12 protein-coding genes and 2 rRNA genes are annotated in these 18576 nt (G+C 70.0%); 10 read left to right on the forward strand and 4 right to left on the reverse strand.

What is annotated here, in order from left to right:
• Positions 1–126: 126 nt before the first annotated feature.
• Together LRS74_RS20530 and rrf are read left to right on the forward strand one after the other, a co-directional pair.
• Positions 127–3248: ribosomal RNA gene (locus LRS74_RS20530) — 23S ribosomal RNA — on the forward strand.
• A gap of 71 nt (positions 3249–3319) precedes the next feature.
• Positions 3320–3436, forward strand: a 5S ribosomal RNA gene (rrf, locus tag LRS74_RS20535).
• Positions 3437–3514: 78 nt separating this feature from the next.
• Here the strand turns inward: rrf and LRS74_RS20540 are convergent.
• Entirely contained in the window at positions 3515–4801 is a 1287-nt protein-coding gene (locus LRS74_RS20540) for a glycerophosphoryl diester phosphodiesterase membrane domain-containing protein (RefSeq protein ID WP_277742362.1), read from the reverse strand.
• A gap of 142 nt (positions 4802–4943) precedes the next feature.
• On the opposite strand from LRS74_RS20540, the gene mtnA reads away from it, so the two are divergent.
• The 4 genes from mtnA (at position 4944) to LRS74_RS20560 (ending at position 11268) form a co-directional block, all read left to right on the forward strand.
• Positions 4944–6101: an S-methyl-5-thioribose-1-phosphate isomerase gene (gene mtnA / locus LRS74_RS20545; RefSeq protein WP_277742363.1), complete on the forward strand. Its 1158-nt coding sequence runs from the start codon at positions 4944–4946 to the stop codon at positions 6099–6101.
• Between the two features lie 190 nt (positions 6102–6291).
• Positions 6292–6969, forward strand: a complete 678-nt coding sequence (mtrA, locus tag LRS74_RS20550) for a two-component system response regulator MtrA (protein WP_144386252.1) — start codon at positions 6292–6294, stop codon at positions 6967–6969.
• A 119-nt stretch (positions 6970–7088) separates the two neighbouring features.
• Positions 7089–9359: an MtrAB system histidine kinase MtrB gene (gene mtrB, locus LRS74_RS20555; protein WP_277744855.1), complete on the forward strand. Its 2271-nt coding sequence runs from the start codon at positions 7089–7091 to the stop codon at positions 9357–9359.
• Positions 9349–11268, forward strand: coding sequence for an LpqB family beta-propeller domain-containing protein (locus LRS74_RS20560; RefSeq protein ID WP_277742364.1), 1920 nt, complete (start codon positions 9349–9351; stop codon positions 11266–11268). Before mtrB ends, LRS74_RS20560 begins: the two co-directional genes overlap by 11 nt.
• A 71-nt stretch (positions 11269–11339) precedes the next feature.
• Here the strand turns inward: LRS74_RS20560 and LRS74_RS20565 are convergent, their stop codons facing one another.
• Positions 11340–12260 carry an EamA family transporter gene (locus tag LRS74_RS20565; RefSeq protein WP_277742365.1) on the reverse strand — a complete coding sequence of 307 codons (921 nt, stop codon included), beginning with the start codon at positions 12258–12260 and terminating at the stop codon, positions 11340–11342.
• Between the two features lie 89 nt (positions 12261–12349).
• Between LRS74_RS20565 and LRS74_RS20570 the strand changes: the two genes are divergently transcribed.
• The 4 genes from LRS74_RS20570 (at position 12350) to LRS74_RS20585 (ending at position 16216) form a co-directional block, all read left to right on the forward strand.
• On the forward strand, positions 12350–13288 hold the full coding sequence (locus tag LRS74_RS20570; RefSeq protein WP_277742366.1) for a LysR family transcriptional regulator: 939 nt from the start codon (positions 12350–12352) through the stop codon (positions 13286–13288).
• Positions 13289–13292: 4 nt separating this feature from the next.
• Positions 13293–14186 (forward strand): ComF family protein, encoded by an 894-nt coding sequence (locus LRS74_RS20575; protein ID WP_277742367.1) that lies wholly within the window; start codon positions 13293–13295, stop codon positions 14184–14186.
• Between the two features lie 320 nt (positions 14187–14506).
• Complete coding sequence (gene raiA / locus LRS74_RS20580; RefSeq protein WP_277742368.1) at positions 14507–15193, forward strand: ribosome-associated translation inhibitor RaiA; 687 nt, start codon at positions 14507–14509, stop codon at positions 15191–15193.
• A gap of 279 nt (positions 15194–15472) precedes the next feature.
• On the forward strand, positions 15473–16216 hold the full coding sequence (locus tag LRS74_RS20585) for a response regulator transcription factor (RefSeq protein ID WP_277742369.1): 744 nt from the start codon (positions 15473–15475) through the stop codon (positions 16214–16216).
• Between the two features lie 379 nt (positions 16217–16595).
• On the opposite strand, the gene LRS74_RS20590 is transcribed toward LRS74_RS20585, so the two are convergent.
• On the reverse strand, positions 16596–17786 hold the full coding sequence (locus LRS74_RS20590) for a crosslink repair DNA glycosylase YcaQ family protein (protein ID WP_277742370.1): 1191 nt from the start codon (positions 17784–17786) through the stop codon (positions 16596–16598).
• Between the two features lie 189 nt (positions 17787–17975).
• A complete protein-coding gene (locus tag LRS74_RS20595; RefSeq protein ID WP_277742371.1) occupies positions 17976–18560 on the reverse strand; it encodes a GNAT family N-acetyltransferase in 585 nt (194 codons plus the stop codon).
• Between the last annotated feature and the right edge of the window lie 16 nt (positions 18561–18576).

Below are 18576 nucleotides of genomic sequence, written 5' to 3' on the forward strand. Positions count from 1 at the left end.
GTCTGAGGGTGCGAGCGTAGAGCTTGTTCCTTCGGGTGCCGGCCCCGGTGAAGCATCATCTTTGAGTGGTGTGTGACGGGTGGCTGGTTGTTGCTTGAGAACTGCACAGTGGACGCGAGCATCTGTGGCCAAGTTTTTAAGGGCGCACGGTGGATGCCTTGGCACCAGGAACCGATGAAGGACGTGGGAGGCCACGATAGGCCCCGGGGAGCTGTCAACCGAGCTTTGATCCGGGGGTGTCCGAATGGGGAAACCCGGCAGTCGTCATGGGCTGTCACCCATACCTGAACACATAGGGTATGTGGAGGGAACGCGGGGAAGTGAAACATCTCAGTACCCGCAGGAAGAGAAAACAACCGTGATTCCGGGAGTAGTGGCGAGCGAAACCGGATGAGGCTAAACCGTATGTGTGTGATACCCGGCAGGGGTTGCGCATGCGGGGTTGTGGGAGTGAGCTTCAGCAGTCTGCCGGCTGTTGGGCGAGTCAGAAACCGCATGGATAGGCGAAGGGCATGCGAAAGGCCCGGCGTAGAGGGTAAGACCCCCGTAGCTGAAATCTTTGCGGCTTGCTTGCTCATTTCCCAAGTAGCACGGGGCCCGAGAAATCCCGTGTGAATCTGGCGGGACCACCCGCTAAGCCTAAATATTCCCTGGTGACCGATAGCGGATAGTACCGTGAGGGAATGGTGAAAAGTACCGCGGGAGCGGAGTGAAATAGTACCTGAAACCGTGTGCCTACAAGCCGTGGGAGCGTCGCCGTGTTCTTCGGAGCACGGTCGTGACTGCGTGCCTTTTGAAGAATGAGCCTGCGAGTTTGCGGTGTGTTGCGAGGTTAACCCGTGTGGGGAAGCCGTAGCGAAAGCGAGTCCGAATAGGGCGATTGAGTAGCGCGCCCAAGACCCGAAGCGGAGTGATCTAGCCATGGGCAGGTTGAAGCGGAGGTAAGACTTCGTGGAGGACCGAACCCACCAGGGTTGAAAACCTGGGGGATGACCTGTGGTTAGGGGTGAAAGGCCAATCAAACTCCGTGATAGCTGGTTCTCCCCGAAATGCATTTAGGTGCAGCGTCGTGTGTTTCTTGCCGGAGGTAGAGCACTGGATAGGCGATGGGCCCTACCGGGTTACTGACCTTAGCCAAACTCCGAATGCCGGTAAGTGAGAGCGCGGCAGTGAGACTGTGGGGGATAAGCTCCATGGTCGAGAGGGAAACAGCCCAGAACATCGACTAAGGCCCCTAAGCGTGCGCTAAGTGGGAAAGGATGTGGAGTCGCAGAGACAACCAGGAGGTTGGCTTAGAAGCAGCCACCCTTGAAAGAGTGCGTAATAGCTCACTGGTCAAGTGATTCCGCGCCGACAATGTAGCGGGGCTCAAGCGTACCGCCGAAGTCATGTCATTCCAGCGTGAGGACCAACGTCTGCTGGGATGGGTAGGGGAGCGTCGTGTGCCGGGTGAAGCAGCCGTGGAAACGAGTTGTGGACGGTTCACGAGTGAGAATGCAGGCATGAGTAGCGATTCACACGTGGGAAACGTGTGCGCCGATTGACTAAGGGTTCCTGGGTCAAGCTGATCTGCCCAGGGTAAGTCGGGACCTAAGGCGAGGCCGACAGGCGTAGTCGATGGACAACCGGTTGATATTCCGGTACCCGCTTTGAAGCGCCAAACATCGAATCAGGCGATGCTAAGTCCGTGAAGCCGTCCTGGATCCTTCGGGTGAAGGGGAGTGGTGGAGCCGACGAACCAGACTTGTAGTAGGTGAGTGATGGGGTGACGCAGGAAGGTAGTCCAGCCCGGGCGGTGGTTGTCCCGGGGTAAGGGTGTAGGCCGTGCGGTAGGTAAATCCGTCGCACATGTAAGGCTGAGACCTGATGCCGAGCCGATTGTGGTGAAGTGGATGATCCTATGCTGTCGAGAAAAGCCTCTAGCGAGTTTCATGGCGGCCCGTACCCTAAACCGACTCAGGTGGTCAGGTAGAGAATACCGAGGCGTTCGGGTGAACTATGGTTAAGGAACTCGGCAAAATGCCCCCGTAACTTCGGGAGAAGGGGGGCCATTGCTGGTGAGGGAACTTGCTTCCTGAGCTGGTGGTGGCCGCAGAGACCAGCGAGAAGCGACTGTTTACTAAAAACACAGGTCCGTGCGAAGCCGTAAGGCGATGTATACGGACTGACGCCTGCCCGGTGCTGGAACGTTAAGGGGACCGGTTAGCTCTGTTTCGACGGGGCGAAGCTGAGAACTTAAGCGCCAGTAAACGGCGGTGGTAACTATAACCATCCTAAGGTAGCGAAATTCCTTGTCGGGTAAGTTCCGACCTGCACGAATGGCGTAACGACTTCTCGACTGTCTCAACCATAGGCCCGGTGAAATTGCATTACGAGTAAAGATGCTCGTTTCGCGCAGCAGGACGGAAAGACCCCGGGACCTTTACTATAGCTTGATATTGGTGTTCGGTTCGGCTTGTGTAGGATAGGTGGGAGACTGTGAAGCGGGCACGCCAGTGTTCGTGGAGTCATCGTTGAAATACCACTCTGGTCGTGCTGGATGTCTAACCTCGGTCCGTGATCCGGATCAGGGACAGTGTCTGGTGGGTAGTTTAACTGGGGCGGTTGCCTCCTAAAGAGTAACGGAGGCGCCCAAAGGTTCCCTCAGCCTGGTTGGCAATCAGGTGTTGAGTGTAAGTGCACAAGGGAGCTTGACTGTGAGACCGACGGGTCGAGCAGGGACGAAAGTCGGGACTAGTGATCCGGCGGTGGCTTGTGGAAGCGCCGTCGCTCAACGGATAAAAGGTACCCCGGGGATAACAGGCTGATCTTCCCCAAGAGTCCATATCGACGGGATGGTTTGGCACCTCGATGTCGGCTCGTCGCATCCTGGGGCTGGAGTCGGTCCCAAGGGTTGGGCTGTTCGCCCATTAAAGCGGTACGCGAGCTGGGTTTAGAACGTCGTGAGACAGTTCGGTCCCTATCCGCTGTGCGCGTAGGAGTCTTGAGAAGGGCTGTCCCTAGTACGAGAGGACCGGGACGGACGAACCTCTGGTGTGCCAGTTGTTCTGCCAAGGGCATGGCTGGTTGGCTACGTTCGGGAGGGATAACCGCTGAAAGCATCTAAGCGGGAAGCCTGCTTCGAGATGAGGACTCCCACCCACTTGATGGGGTAAGGCTCCCAGTAGACGACTGGGTTGATAGGCCGGATATGGAAGCCAGGTAACTGGTGGAGTTGACCGGTACTAATAGGCCGAGGGCTTGTCCTCAGTTGCTCGCGTCCACTGTGTTGGTTCTGAAGCCACAACCAGGTGTATCCGGTTGATGTGTTTCATAGTGTTTCGGTGGTTATAGCGTTAGGGAAACGCCCGGTTACATACCGAACCCGGAAGCTAAGCCTTTCAGCGCCGATGGTACTGCAGGGGGGACCCTGTGGGAGAGTAGGACGCCGCCGAACAAATTTTGAAAGTGGCTCGATCCCCAAGCATCGCTTGAGGATCGAGCCACTTTTTTTGTGTTTTCCCTCGGAGTCGCCTCAGAGTCGGACGCGGGCCGCTCGCGCCAGTTCCAGGTCGAGTGCCTCCCGGCGGATCCGCTGGTCCACATAGAGCAGTGTGGTCACCCCGGCCGTGATCGGAAGGGTCAGCGTCATGCTGAGGGTCCCGCCGATCCCGATGACGACGAGAAACGGCCAGCCGACGGCAACCGACTCGCCGGCGAGCCATTCCATGGCGCTGTCCCCGCCGAGCGTCATACCGACGGCGCTGGCCGGGATCTCGATGACCGCGTTGACGACGAAGACGAACGCGAGCGCCAGCAGTTGGATGCCGAAGACCCGCCACCAGGCGCCCCGTACCAGCTTGCTGGAACGCCGTAACGCGCTCCGCACGCTCTGCTTCTCCAGCACCAGCGCGGGGGCGGCGAGGCTGAGGCGTACCCAGAGCCACATCGCGGCACAGGAGCCCGGCAGGGCGCCCAGCAGGGCCAGGGTCGCCCCCGGCCGGGGGGCTCCGACGGCCACGACCAGCAGGCCCGGCGCCACCCATGCGGCGAAGGCCCCGACGATGAGCAGGGGCACCAGGACGACCAGCCCGCACAGTTGGGGGAGCCGCCCCCGGGTGGCGCGCCAGGTCTCCCGGGTGGACGTGGCCCGCCCCAGTACCGCCGCGCTGACCACGGGGGCCAGCAGCACGGCCCCAGCGAGGGTGCCGAGCATGCCGATGACCATGGTGGCCCCCGTGGTGCCCAGAGAGCCGCCGAAGGCGTCCAGGGTCTCCGCGGCCGTCGGCTCGGGGTCGTCCTCCAGGGCGTCCAGACCCGAGGTGTCCTGGAACCACAGTCCGGTGACGGTGGTGATCAGGGTCTGGCTGACGAGGGCGACGACGAGCGAGACGGTGAGCGCGGTCCGCCAGCGCAGACGCAGCGTCGCCAGCGCGCCGTCGATGATCTCGCCGACGCGGAGCGGCCGCAGCGGAATGGTGCCCGGCTTGGCCGCGGGCGGCGGCTGCGTCCATCCGGCGCCCCCACCCCCGTACCCGGCGGGGCCGGCGGAGCCGTTCCGGTCCGATGGACCGGACGGGTGATCCTCCGGGGTGCCCCAGGGCGCGGACCACTGTCCCCGGGGTGGCTGTCGCTCCGCCCATCTGGCGCCCGGCGCCGATCCGGGACCGGCCCCGGTGGACGGCTGGGTCGGGGGCCGGGAGCCATCGGGAGGTTCGGCGGTCTCCGCGCCCTCCGGAGCGTCGCCCTCGCCGGAAGGGCCCTGATCCGGCTGGTCGGCCGGGGAGGAACCAGACGGTTCCCGACCCGGGGAGTCGTTCATCGTCACTCCTTCCCGATGCCCCGTCGCTGAAGGTGACGGTGGCCGGTCGGCAGCATCGTGTCACGGTGCGCCGGTCCTCGCGCCGTGATCGCCGCCGAGGGCGGCCTTCAATAGTGGGTGCCTTTCCGGGCAGACTGGGCGGATGGCTGTTGAGCACGCAGTCTCTCCGGGCGGCGAAACCCCGCCCATCGCCCGTGCGTTGCGCTGGGAGGAACCACCCGAGGGGCCCGTCCTGGTGCTCCTGGACCAGACGCGGCTCCCCGCCGAAGAGGTCGAGCTGGTCTGCACGGACGTACCGGCGCTGGTGACCGCGATACGTACGCTCGCGGTGCGCGGCGCGCCGCTGTTGGGGGTCGCCGGCGCGTACGGCGTGGCCCTGGCGGCGGCGCGCGGCTTCGACGTGGACGAGGCGGCCGAGCGGCTGGCCTTCGCTCGCCCCCCGGCCGTCAGTCTGGCGCGCGGGGTGCGCCGTGCCCTGGTGGCCTATCGGAGGGCGGTGGGGCGCGGTGATGACGCCGCGCAGGCCGCCGCCGCGGCGCTCGCCGCGGCCCGCGCGCTGCACCGGGAGGACGTGCGGGCCGGCACGATGCTGGCCGCGCGGGGGCTGGCCCTGCTGCGGGAGCTGCTGCCGGGTGGCGGCTACCGCATCCTCACCCATGCCCACACCGGCGCGCTGGCCTCGGTGGGCGAGGGCACCGCGTTCGCGGTCATCGCGGCGGCGCACCGCGCGGGGCGGCTGCAGCGGCTGTGGGTGGACGAGAGCCGGCCGTCCTTCCAGGGGGCGCGGCTGACCGCGCACGAGGCGGCCCGCGCGGGGATGGCGTACACGCTGCTGCCGGACAGCGCGGCGGGCTCGCTGTTCGCCGCGGGCAAGGTCGACGCCGTACTGATCGGTGCCGACCGGATAGCGGCGGACGGGTCGGCGGCGGCCACTGTGGGCGGCTATCCGCTCGCCGTGCTGGCCCGCTACCACCATGTGCCGTTCATCGTCGTGGCCCCGGCCGGCACGGTGGATTCCGGTGCCGTCGACGCGGCGGCCATGGAGATAGAGCACCGGCCCGGACATGAGGTCACGGATCTGACCATTCCGTACGGAGCGACCGCCGGCGTCGAGGCGGGAACCGGTGTGCCGGTGGCCCCCTTAGGCACCCAGGCATATAATCCGGCCTTCGATGTCACGCCACCCGGGTTGCTGACCGCTATCGTCACGGAACACGGGGTGATTTCCCCGGTTTCCGCCGCCGGAATTCGTGATCTGTGCGCCAGTTCACGATCGGGCGAGGGGAAGCCGCCGGGCTGACGTCATGATGTGTGACCACGACCCGCACCGCCCTTGCGAAACCTGGGCGGGAGGGGCGTGACCGGCCTGCCGGAAATCAAGATCCAAATACCGTTACGGGTGCCTACGGGCATAAACACTCGTTGCCCCGTAGCGGTGAGCTGGGTCACCCTCGTCTATTGACCGGATGCGAAAATGGGATGATGTCGATATGAAGGGACGCGTCCTCGTCGTCGACGACGACACCGCACTGGCAGAGATGCTTGGCATCGTGCTGCGCGGAGAAGGCTTTGAACCGTCGTTCGTGTCGGACGGCGACAAGGCTCTCGCCGCCTTCCGCGATGCCAAACCCGACCTGGTGCTGCTCGACCTCATGCTCCCCGGACGGGACGGCATCGAGGTATGCCGGCTCATCCGGGCCGAGTCCGGGGTTCCGATCGTCATGCTGACCGCCAAGAGCGACACGGTCGACGTGGTCGTGGGCCTGGAATCCGGTGCCGACGACTACATCGTCAAGCCGTTCAAGCCCAAGGAACTGGTCGCCCGCATCCGGGCGCGGCTGCGCCGCTCCGAGGAGCCGGCGCCCGAGCAGCTCACCATCGGCGACCTCGTCATCGACGTGGCCGGCCACTCCGTGAAGCGCGACGGCCAGTCGATAGCGCTGACCCCGCTGGAGTTCGACCTGCTGGTCGCGCTGGCCCGTAAGCCCTGGCAGGTCTTCACCCGCGAGGTGCTCCTGGAGCAGGTGTGGGGCTACCGGCACGCGGCCGACACCCGCCTGGTCAACGTGCATGTGCAGCGGCTGCGCTCCAAGGTCGAGAGGGACCCGGAGCGGCCGGAGATCGTCGTGACCGTGCGCGGCGTCGGCTACAAGGCCGGGCCAAGCTGAGCACCCCCCCGCCGATCGGCGCTGCTCCGCAGCCCCGCGGGTCGGAAGGCGCCGCCCAGGACACCACCCGGGCCGGCCGCCCCGTCGACCCCGCGGGCGACATCCCGCTGTTCCGGCGGCTGTGGAGCGGCGGCCACCTGCTGCCCGACGGCGCCCGCAACGGGCCGGCGCACCCCCTGATCAGGCTCTTCGGCCGGTGGGTGCGCCGCCCCCTGCTGCCCGCGCTGCGCCTGTGGCGCCGCAACATCCAGCTCCGCGTCGTGGCCACCACGCTGCTGATGTCCCTCGGCGTGGTGCTGCTCCTCGGCCTGGTCGTCATCGGCCAGGTCCGCAACGGCCTGCTCGACGCCAAGCGGCACGCCGCACAGGGCCAGGCCGCGGGCGGCTTCGACGTCGCCGAGCAGCTCGCCGACGCCCGCGGCGACACCCGCGGCGAGCAGGACGGCGCCCCCGGCAACCGCGGCGCCCAGGACCCCGGCACCTGGCTGACGGCCCTCGTCAACCAGCTCGCCAGCGGCGGCAAGGGCTCGTACTTCGTGGTGGCGCTCAGCTCCGAGGCCGCCACCGCCGTCGAGGAGCCGCCGGTCACCAGCCGCGGCCCGCGCGCCTCCGGGGACATCAACCCCACCCAGAGCGTCCCCGCCGAGCTGCGCCGCAAGGTCGACCAGGGCGACGCCGTCTACGAGCAGTACACCAGGATCCGCCACCAGGGATCCGGCTCCGAGGAGCCCGGCCTGGTCATCGGCAAGCAGCTCATGGGCATCGACGACAAGCCCTACCAGCTGTACTACGTCTTCCCCTTCACCCAGGAGGAGAAGTCCCTCAGCCTGGTCAAGGGCACCCTGGCCACCGCCGGCGTGTTCGTCGTCGTCCTCCTCGGCGCCATCGCCTGGGTCGTGGTGCGCCAGGTCGTCACCCCCGTCCGCATGGCCGCCGGCATCTCCGAGCGGCTGGCCGCCGGCCGCCTCCAGGAGCGGATGAAGGTCACCGGCGAGGACGACATCGCCCGCCTCGGCGAGGCGTTCAACAAGATGGCGCAGAACCTCCAGGTCAAGATCCAGCAGCTGGAAGACCTCTCCCGGATGCAGCGCCGCTTCGTCTCCGACGTCTCCCACGAGCTGCGCACCCCGCTCACCACCGTGCGCATGGCCGCCGACGTCATCCACGACGCCCGCGAGGACTTCGACCCGGTCACCTCCCGCTCCGCCGAACTGCTCATCGGCCAGCTCGACCGCTTCGAGTCGCTCCTCGCCGACCTCCTGGAGATCAGCCGCTTCGACGCCGGCGCGGCCGCTCTGGAAGCCGACGCGATCGACCTGCGCGACGTCGTCCACCGCGTCGTCGACGGCGCCGAGCCGCTCGCCGAGCGCAAGGGCACCAGGATCATCGTCCGCGGCGACGAACGCCCCGTGATCGCCGAGGCCGACGCCCGACGCGTGGAGCGGGTGCTGCGCAACCTCGTCGTCAACGCCGTCGAACACGGCGAAGGCCGCGACGTGGTGGTGCGGCTCGCCGGCTCCCACAGCGCCGTCGCCGTCGCCGTCCGCGACTACGGCATCGGCCTCAAGCCTGGCGAGGCCACCCGCGTTTTCAACCGCTTCTGGCGGGCCGACCCGGCCCGCGCCCGCACCACCGGCGGCACCGGCCTCGGCCTCTCCATCGCGGAGGAGGACGCCCGGCTGCACGGCGGCTGGCTCCAGGCATGGGGCGAGCCCGGCGGCGGCTCCCAGTTCCGGCTGACGCTGCCGCGCGCCGCCGGCGACGCGCTGCGCACCTCGCCGATCCCGCTGGAGCCCGAGGACTCACGTCGTAACCGCGGCCTGGCCGGCGGCAAGGCGACCGGCGGCGCCGCCGGTCGTGCCGCCGCGCACGTGCCCGCCCAGCTGCGCGCCGCCCCACGGCGGCCCGCGCTGCCCGCGCCCGCGGGCCCGCCGCCGGTCGTGGACCCCGCCGCCCTGCCGGGCGACGGCAACCGCGTGGTGGCGCGCGACAGCGCCGCCACGCGCCCCGGCCCCACCGCCGCCACGCGACCGTCAGCCGCCACCACGCCCACGGTGCCGGCCCCCGCGAGGCCGACGACCGCCCCGACGACCGCCCCCGCGTCGGCGGCGACGCCGCCCTCGGCGCCGGCGACCGTCTCCGCGGCACCGGCTGCCCCCGCGGCGCCGGCGACCGTCTCCCCGCGCCGGGAGCCGGCCGAGGGGGCGGGGTCCGTACGACCCGGGCCCGCCCCCGCACCGCCGCCGTCCGCCGCCGTACCGCGGGACCCCGCGGCGGAGCCGGCCTCCGTCCGGCCGGGGACCGCGGCCGGACCGCGGGACGCCGCCGCGACCCCGACGTCCACACAGCCGACCCAGAGCGAACCGGAGGGCCGACCCCGTGGGCGCTGACCGCCGCCACCGCCCCAGCCAACCCGGCGACCCTCGAAGAGACGGCGACCCTCGAAGAGACGACGGCCCGCGCGCCCGACGCCGCACCCCGCTGGCGGCGTCGGCGCTCCTCGTCTGCGGCGCCCTCGTGCTGACGGGCTGTGCCTCCATGCCCGACAGCGGGGACGTCAGCAAGGTCGACTCCTCGCCGCGCGCCGAGATCGACTCGCAGGTGCGGGTCTACGGGGTGCCGCCGGGCAACGGCGAACAGCCCCCGGAGCTGGTCTCCGGCTTCCTGGAGGCCATCACCAGCGACGAACCCGACTTCGACACCGCCAAGCAGTACCTCGCCGACGAGGCCCAGGGTGCCTGGGACCCGTTCGCCTCGATCACCGTGCTCGCGCAGGCCCCCAAGGTCTCGGTCGACCCCACCGCCGGCAAGGACGGAAACGGCATCACCATCCTGCTGACCGGCACTCAGCTCGCCACGGTCGACGACCGGCACGCGTACGAGCCGCGGGAGCGGAAGTACGAGGAGCGCATCCACCTCGCCAAGTTCGGCGCCGAATGGCGGATCGACAGCCTGCCGCCGGGCCTGGTCATGGGCCAGCCCGACTTCCAGCGCATCTACCGCTCCGTCAACAAGTACTACTTCGCCGAACTGGGCCCGGACGCCGGCGCGTCACCCGTCGTCGGCGAGGACGTCCTGGTCGCCGACCCCGTCTACCTGCGCAAGCGCGTCGACTCCGTCACCGCGACGGTCAACGCCCTGCTGGACGGCCCGACCAACTGGCTCGACCCGGTCGTCAGCACCGCCTTCCCCACCGGCACCACCCTCGCGGCGGGCGAGAAGAAGCTCACCCTCGACGACTCCCACACGTTGAACGTCCGGCTCAACAACCGCGCGGCGCGCATCGACGAGGTGCGCTGCCACCGGATGGCGGCTCAGGTCTTCTTCACCGTCCAGGACCAGACCTCCACCGAGCTGAGCAGCATACGGCTGGAGCGCGCCAACGGCTCCGAACTGTGCAGCCTCTCCAGCGAATCCTCGCGCGGCTACGCACCCGACCGGCTCAACGGTCGCATGGACCGCAAGTACCGGCAGTACTTCGTCGACGACAAGCACCGGGTGGTGAGCCTCTCCGACGAGGAGGACGTCGCCAGCCCGGTCGCCGGAGCGTTCGGCCTGGAAGGCGCCCAACTGGGCTCGGTCGCGATCGCCCGCGACGAGCGGTTCGCCGCCGGCGTCTCCCGCGACGGCCGCCTGCTCTACACGAGCGTGCTGGAACCCGGCGCCCAGCGCGGCGTGGCCCGGCTCACCAGCCGCGCCGCCAGCCCCGACAACGGTCTCACCACGCCCAGTTGGGACGCGCTCGGCGGGCTCTGGGTCGCCGACCGCGACCCGCGCCGCCCCCGACTGCTGCGCCTCCAGAACGGCACCGGAACGCCCGAGGAGGTCCGCGTCCCCGGCCTCGGCGGCGGCCGGATCACCTCCCTGCGCATCTCCTCGGACGGTATGCGGCTCGCCCTCCTCGTCGAGCGCGACGGCCATACGACGCTGCAACTCGGCCGCGTCGAGCGCCGCGGCACCGCCAAGGCCCCGGAGATCACCGTCGAGGGGCTGCGCTCCATCGGACTCAAGCTGGAGGACGTCGACGCCGCCTCCTGGGCGGGCGACAGCCGGCTGGTGGTCGCCGGTCACGAGAGCCGCGGCGTACAGAAGTTGCTGATGTACGTGGAGACCGACGGTTCCCCCGCCGACATCCGCACCATTCTCGCCCCCGGCGGCATACAGACCCTCGCCGCCACCGAGGGCCAGAACCGGCCCCTCCTCGCCGGCGCCAAGGAGGACGGCATCGTCCGCCTCACCACCAACGGCGACTGGGAGAGCGTGGCCAAGGCGGGAGCGGGGCCGGTCTATCCGGGCTGACCCTCGCTGACGGGTCAACGGGTTGCGTCTGGTGGGCACCTGCCCGGCATCTGTCGGGCAGGTGCCGGGCGTCACCGCTGGGGGCGGGCGGGTGCGGGAAGCTGTCCCGCCACGATCGCGGCGAGTGCGAGCCCGAAACCCACGAGTTGGAGGGGTCCGAGCGTCTGGCCCAGCACGACGGCGCCGAGGACCGCGGCGACCAGGGGAGAGAGCAGCACGAGGACCGCGACCGAGGTGACGGGCAGCGTGGTGAGTCCGCGGAACCACAGGACGAAGGCGAGCAGACCGCCGAACAGACCCAACCAGAGGTAGCCGAGGACGGCGGGAAGGTCGATCGCGGGAGGCGCCCCCTCGACGAGGACGGTGAGTGGCAGCAGGAACAGGCCCCCTGCGGTGAGTTGCCACCCGGCGAAAGCGGTGGCACCGGCCTCGGCCGGACGTCCCCAGCGCTTGGTGAGCGTCACCCCGAGCGCCATGGACGCCGCGCTGCCGAGGCCCGCCGCGACCCCGACGGCGTCGAGTGCCGCCTTCGGCCCGATCACCACCAGGCCGACGCCGACCACGCCGACCAGTCCCCAGACGAGGCGCCAGACGGACAGGCGTTCATGGAGGACCGCCACGGCCAGGACGGCCACGACGAGCGGCTGGGCCGCCGCCAGGGTGGCGGCGACGCCTCCCGGCAGGCGTTCGGCCGCGATGGCCAGGAGCGGGAAGAGCAGCCCGATGTTCAGCACGCCGAGCACCGCGGCCTTCCCCCACCACCTTCCGCGCGGCAGCGTCCGGGAGATCGCCAGCGCGACCAGACCGGCGGGCAACGCGCGGAGGAGCGCCGCGAACAGGGGGTGCCCCGGCGGGAGCAGCTCGGTGGTGACGACATAGAACGTCCCCCACACCAGGGGAGCGAGCGCCGTCAGGGCGGCACGGGGCAGGCCCCGTGGGGGAACCCCACCGGCGGTTGCGTCGGCAGCCCTCAGCGCTGTTGGACTCGTCATGCCCGCAGTCTCAGATGGGGGAGATCAATGAGTCCAACACATGTTTGTCACTCCATTGATCTCGATTCTCGATGGATCACGATGGATCCATGGAGCTTCAGCAGATGCGTTACGTCGTCGCCGTCGCCGAGACCAACAGCTTCACCCGAGCGGCCGAACGATGTCTCGTCGTCCAGTCGGCCCTCAGCCATCAAATCGCGCGCCTGGAAAAGGAGCTGGGCGCCCGGCTCTTCGAGCGCACGAGCCGCCGGGTGCGGCTGACGCCGGCCGGTGCGGCGTTCCTCCCGGCGGCCCGTCAGTGTCTGGACGCCGCCGAGCGGGCGGCCGCCGAGGTCGCCGCGGCTGTCGGGGAGGTGCGCGGACGGCTCGCGGTGGGCCTGATCCCCAGCGTCGCCGCGGTCGACATCCCAGGCGCCCTCCGTGACTTCCACCGGCAGTACCCCGACGTGCGCATCAGCCTGCGCGTGGGGGCGAGCGAGGAGCTCGTCGAACAGGTCAGGGAAGGAGCCATCGAAGTGGCCTTCCTCGGGCTGCCGACCACAGCGCGGCCCCAGGGTGTCAACGCCCGTGAACTCGCCCGTGATCGACTCGTCGCCGTGGTCGCCCCAGACCACCCCCTCGCCGAAGAGCCGGCTGTCGACCTGCGCAGGCTCTCCTCCGAGGTGTTCGTGGACCTGCCGGCCAAGACAGCCGGACGTGTCCAGTCCGACCAGGCCTTCTCGGCCGCCGGCATCAGCCGCGACGTCGCCTTCGAGGTGACCAACGCCGACTACCTGGCTCGACTGGTCGGACAGGGCCTCGGCGTCGCCATGCTCCCCTCCGCCTACGTGCGTCAGCTCACCGGCGTGACCACCGTCGAGGTCACCGACGCTCCGGCCCGCGTCGAGTACGTCATCTGGAGCCGCGTCAGCCGCACGCCCGCGGCGACCGCCTTCCTCGCCGTTCTCGACATCCCCGCCACGCCCGACCCGGAAGAGGACCCGGTTATCCACAGCAGTGGCGGCCCCCGCCCCCGCCGGTCACAGTAGAGCCATGCGGGGGTGGTGGCCGGAGATCGTCGGCCTGGTGCTGCCGACCGGGTGCGCGGGCTGCGGGCGGCCACGTACCGGGCTGTGCGAGCGGTGCCGCGCGCTGCTGTGCGAGGCGCGGGCGCGGCGCGTCCGACCCCACCCCGCGCCTGCCGGCCTGCCCGCCGTCCATGCGGCGGTTCCGTACGAGGACGAGGCGCGGGCAGTCCTGCTCGCCCACAAGGAGCGCGGGGCCCGCTGGCTGGCCCGACCGCTGGGGGCTGCCCTGGCCGGGGCCGTGCGAGCCGCGCAGCAGGCATCGCGGGGGGTGGGAGGGGTGGGGGGGGGGGGAGGCCCCCGCAAAGGCGTAGAGCCCCTCCTTCTCGTCCCCGTCCCCTCGGCCCCTCGTGCCGTGGCCGCCCGGGGGCATGATCCGGTGCGGCGGATCGCGCTGGCGGCGGCGGGGGTGCTGCGGCGGGAGGGGGTGGCCGCGCGGGTGGTGTCGGTGCTGCGGCAGCGGCGGCCGGTCACGGATCAGTCGGGGCTGGGGGCCGACCAGCGGCGGTGGAATCTGGCGGGGGCGCTGGGGGTGCCCCCGGGCGCCGGGCGGCTGCTCACGGCCGGCCGGGTGGTGTTGGTGGACGACCTGATGACGACGGGGGCCTCGCTGGCCGAGGCGGCGCGTGCGGTCACGGCGGCCGTCGCGGCGGCAGACGACGGGGCGGGGGCCGGGGCGGCCGGGACCGGGAAGGCGAGGGCCGGCGAAGCCGTGGCGGCGGCCGGCGACGGGGGGACCAGGGCCGCCGAAGCCCTGTCGGGGGCCGGGGTGGCGGCGGGGTCGGGCGGGGCCGAACGGGTGGTGCTGGGGGCCGCGGTGATCGCCGCACCAGCGGTTGCGTTCGAAATCAACCGGAACTGAAATGGAACGTAGATCGTTGCAGGTAGTGAAGGAGGCCCAGCAGCCGACCGGAGGTACGGGCCGGTAAGGGGTGCCGACTTCGGCTCAAGAGAGCTATGTTCGGTTGTGAGGAATGGCAGGCGCTATGCCTCTTATCTCCGCTTGGCGTGCTTTGTGATCTTTTTGCGAACGGCGAAAAGGTTGGGGTTGGGATCTTGGTCATGGGGGAGGAGGAGGTGAAAGCCGCCAAGCTGGTGGCTCCGGAAATCTCCGGGGCCTAGTGCAGCAAGGGACGCGCTCCGCCGTTCCGACGTCGGAGCCACCCGGGAACGGAGTTCTGCGTGGACATCGTCGTCAAGGGCCGCAAGACAGAGGTGCCCGAGCGGTTCCGGAAGCACGTGGCCGAGAAGCTGAAGCTGGACAAGATCCAGAAGCTCGACGGCAAGGTGATCAGCCTGGACGTCGAGGTGTCCAAGGAACACAACCCCCGGCAGGCTGACCGCTCCGACCGAGTGGAGATCACCCTGCGCTCCCGTGGACCGGTGATCCGGGCGGAGGCTGCGGCCGCCGATCCGTACGTAGCGCTGGACCTGGCGGCGAGCAAGCTGGAGGCGCGCATGCGAAAGCAGCACGACAAGCGCCATACACGACGTGGCAACGGCCGGATTCCGGCGAGCGACGTGGCCGCCGCGGTTCCGGAAGCGGCCCGGATCAACGGCACCGGCGAGCTTGCCGCCGTCGCCGAGCAGACCGTGCCGACCACCAGGATGGGCCCCCTTGAGGTCAAGGGCGAAGGCCCCCTGGTCGTGCGGGAGAAGACGCACGCGGCGTCCCCGATGCCGCTCGACCAGGCTCTGTACGAGATGGAGTTGGTCGGGCACGACTTCTATCTCTTCGTCGACGCCGACACCAAGCAGCCCAGCGTCGTCTACCGGCGCCACGCCTACGACTACGGCGTGATTCACCTGGAAACCGAGGCGTTCGTCGGCGAGGAGGCCGGCGGAGCGGGCGGTTCGCTCGGCGGCTGACCGAAGGCGACCGGTGCGGCCGGACCGGTGATCCGGTCCGGCCTCGCCGTCCGCCGGTCGCACCGGCCGTCGCGCCGATGCACGAGGGTGGTGCCCCGGGGTGCGTGCGCGCCCCCGGGGCACCACTGCGCGCCGACGGAAGCACCACCCCGCGGCCCGGGCATGAAATCATGGCTGACGGTGGCAACCCGCGTACGGACCGGAAGGGTTGACACCACACGGCACGGTGCACAGCGCATCGTGCGGACCGAAGGGCCATGGCCTTCAGGGGGAGGAACGATGGCGGACAGCTTCGGGCCCGTGTCCCGTGACGACGGCGATCGCGGCGTCGGCACGGGAACGGACAGGGGCGCGTCGCGCAAGGAGCCGATCCGGGTGCTCGTGGTCGACGACCACGCGCTCTTCCGGCGTGGGCTGGAGATCGTGCTCGCCCAGGAGGAGGACATCCAGGTCGTCGGTGAGGCGGGAGACGGCGCGGAGGCGGTCGACAAGGCCGCCGATCTGCTGCCCGACATCGTGCTGATGGATGTCCGGATGCCCAAGCGCGGGGGCATCGAGGCCTGCACCTCCATCAAGGAGGTGGCACCCAGTGCGAAGATCATCATGTTGACGATCAGCGACGAGGAGGCCGACCTCTACGACGCGATCAAGGCCGGGGCTACGGGCTATCTGCTCAAGGAGATCTCCACCGACGAGGTCTCCACCGCGATCCGCGCGGTCGCCGACGGACAGTCGCAGATCAGCCCCTCCATGGCGTCCAAGCTCCTCACCGAGTTCAAGTCCATGATCCAGCGCACCGACGAGCGGCGGCTGGTCCCGGCGCCCCGGCTCACCGACCGTGAGCTGGAGGTCCTCAAGCTGGTGGCCACCGGCATGAACAACCGGGACATCGCCAAGGAGCTCTTCATCTCCGAGAACACGGTGAAGAACCACGTCCGCAACATCCTGGAGAAGCTCCAACTGCACTCCCGGATGGAGGCCGTGGTCTACGCGATGCGGGAGAAGATCCTCGAGATCCGCTGAGCCCGCGTCCACCGTCGGGCGCCCGCCGGACGGAGCACCGCGGCGGCGCGGCCCGGATGCCGACACGGGGATGTCCCCGGCGCGGGCTTTCGAGCCGCGGGCGGGGGTGAACCGCGGGAGCGACCGGGGGAGCGACCGCGGGGCGCGCTCCAGGAGTGAGGCCGGAGCGAACGGCCGGCCCGACCGACCCCTGGGCGCGGCGTCGCGGACCGCCCGTCGCGCAGCGCCGCGGGTCGGCAGCCCCGCTGCCCGTCGCCCGCCCCGGCGGGGGCCGTCGGGCCGCCCGGGCTGGGCGCCACGGGTCACCCGTCCCACGCGGTCTGACTGCCCCCTGCCGGAGTGCCGCTGCCCGAGCGACCCGCCGAGCCTCGGGGGTACGTCAGTTGAGCTCCGCCACGGCGGCGGTGAGGGCCGGAGCCAGACGGGCCTGGTCGACGCGCTCGATCCGCACGGCGTCACAGCCCACCCATTCGGCCGCCTCCCGCAGCGCCCGGGCCATGGGGCGTACGGCCTTCGCGGTCTCCAACGACACCTGACGAGCCACCAGCGTCCTGCCCTCGCGGGCCGGATCCACCCGGCCCAGCAGCCGCCCGCCGGACAGCAGCGGCATCGCGAAGTACCCGTAGACCCGCTTGGGCTTGGGCACATACGCCTCCAGCCGATGGCTGAAGCCGAAGATCCGCTCCGTGCGGGCCCGGTCCCATATGAGGGAGTCGAACGGCGACAGCAGCGTGGTGCGGTGCCTGCCGCCCGGCTTGGCCGACTCCGCCTCCAGCGCCTCCGGGTCCGCCCAGGCCGGCTTTCCCCACCCCTCGACCTCTACCGGGACGAGCCCGGTGGCCGGGAGCACCGCGTCCACCTGCTCGCCCTTGAGCCGGTGGTAGTCGGCCAGGTCCGCACGGGTGGCCACGCCGAGCGACTGCCCGGCCAGCCGCACCAGCCGCCGCAGGCACTCGGCGTCGTCGAGGTCGTCGTGCAGCAGCGCCTCCGGCACCGCGCGCTCGGCCAGGTCGTAGACGCGCTTCCAGCCGCGCCGCTCGACGCACACCACCTCGCCGTACATCAGGGCCCGTTCGACGGCGACCTTCGCCGCCGACCAGTCCCACCACGGGCCCCCGTTCTTCGCGCCGCCCAGCTCCGTCGCGGTCAGCGGCCCCTCCGCGTGAAGCTGCTTGATCACCGACTCGTACGCCCCGTCCGGCAGGTCGTGGCCCCAGTGCGGGTGGTCGCGGTAGGCGCGGCGGCGGAAGGCGAAGTGCGGCCACTCCTCGATGGGCAGCACACACGCCGCGTGCGACCAGTACTCGAAGCTGTGCGCCCCGGTCCAGTAGGCCGACTCCACGGCCCCGCGGCCGACGGCGCCCAGCCGCGCGTACGGCACCAGTTCGTGCGAGCGTGCCAGTACGGAGATCGTGTCGAGCTGGACGGCGCCGAGGTGCCGCAGCAGCCCGCGCACCCCGGCCCTGCGATCGGGGGCGCCCAGCAGGCCCTGGGAGCGCAGCGCGATGCGACGTGCCTCATCGGCCGGGAGAGTGACGACAACGGAGGCGCCGGCGGCAGTACTCGTCATGGAGCACACCGTAGAGCCCACCACTGACAACGCCCGGACGGTCGGTGATCGGCGCAGGTCAGCGGGGTGGGCGGCGCGGAGTGGCGGGCTGCTGGGAGTGCGGGGGATCGGCGGGGCGGCGTCCCGGCGGGCGGTATGCCGGCGGGGCGGTGTGTCGGTGTGGCGACGGGGGCGGTGTGCCGGCGTGCGTCAGGGCGCCGGCAGGTACGGGGTCACGGACGGCCGGCCCCAGTCGGACGGCAGCAGGGAGCCGATCCAGGAGTCCCGCCGGGTGCCCTGATAGGGGATGCGGGCGCGCAGTGTCCCCTCCATCTGGAATCCGAGCTTCCGGGCGACGGCCAGGGAGCCCTCGTTGCCGACCTCGGCGAGCCACTCCAGCCGCTCCACACCCAGCTCGGTGAAGGCCCAGTCCACCATCGTCCGACCGGCCTCGACGGTGTAGCCGCGACCGCGGTGCTCCCTGGCGGTCCAGTAGCCCAGCTCCGCTCGTCGCTCCTCGGCGCGCAGTCCCGTGAGCTGGAGCAGCCCCATCGCCCCGACCAGCGAGCCGGTGTCCTTGGTGACCACGGCGAGGTTGTAGCCGGAGTCCTCGCGCCAGCCCTCCGGGCAGGTCTGTCCGATGAACTTCTCAGCGTGAGCGGGCGTGTACGGAGAGGGGACCGCCGTCCAGCGGGGGATCTCCGGGTCCTGGCAGGCCGCGGTGAGCGCGTCCGCGTCGGAGGGGGCGAAGGGGCGCAGTATCAGCCGTTCGGTGGTGAGGGTGACAGGCTCCATGGGCCGAGTCTGGTCG

The organism is Streptomyces sp. LX-29 (assembly GCF_029541745.1).
Taxonomy (GTDB): domain Bacteria; phylum Actinomycetota; class Actinomycetes; order Streptomycetales; family Streptomycetaceae; genus Streptomyces.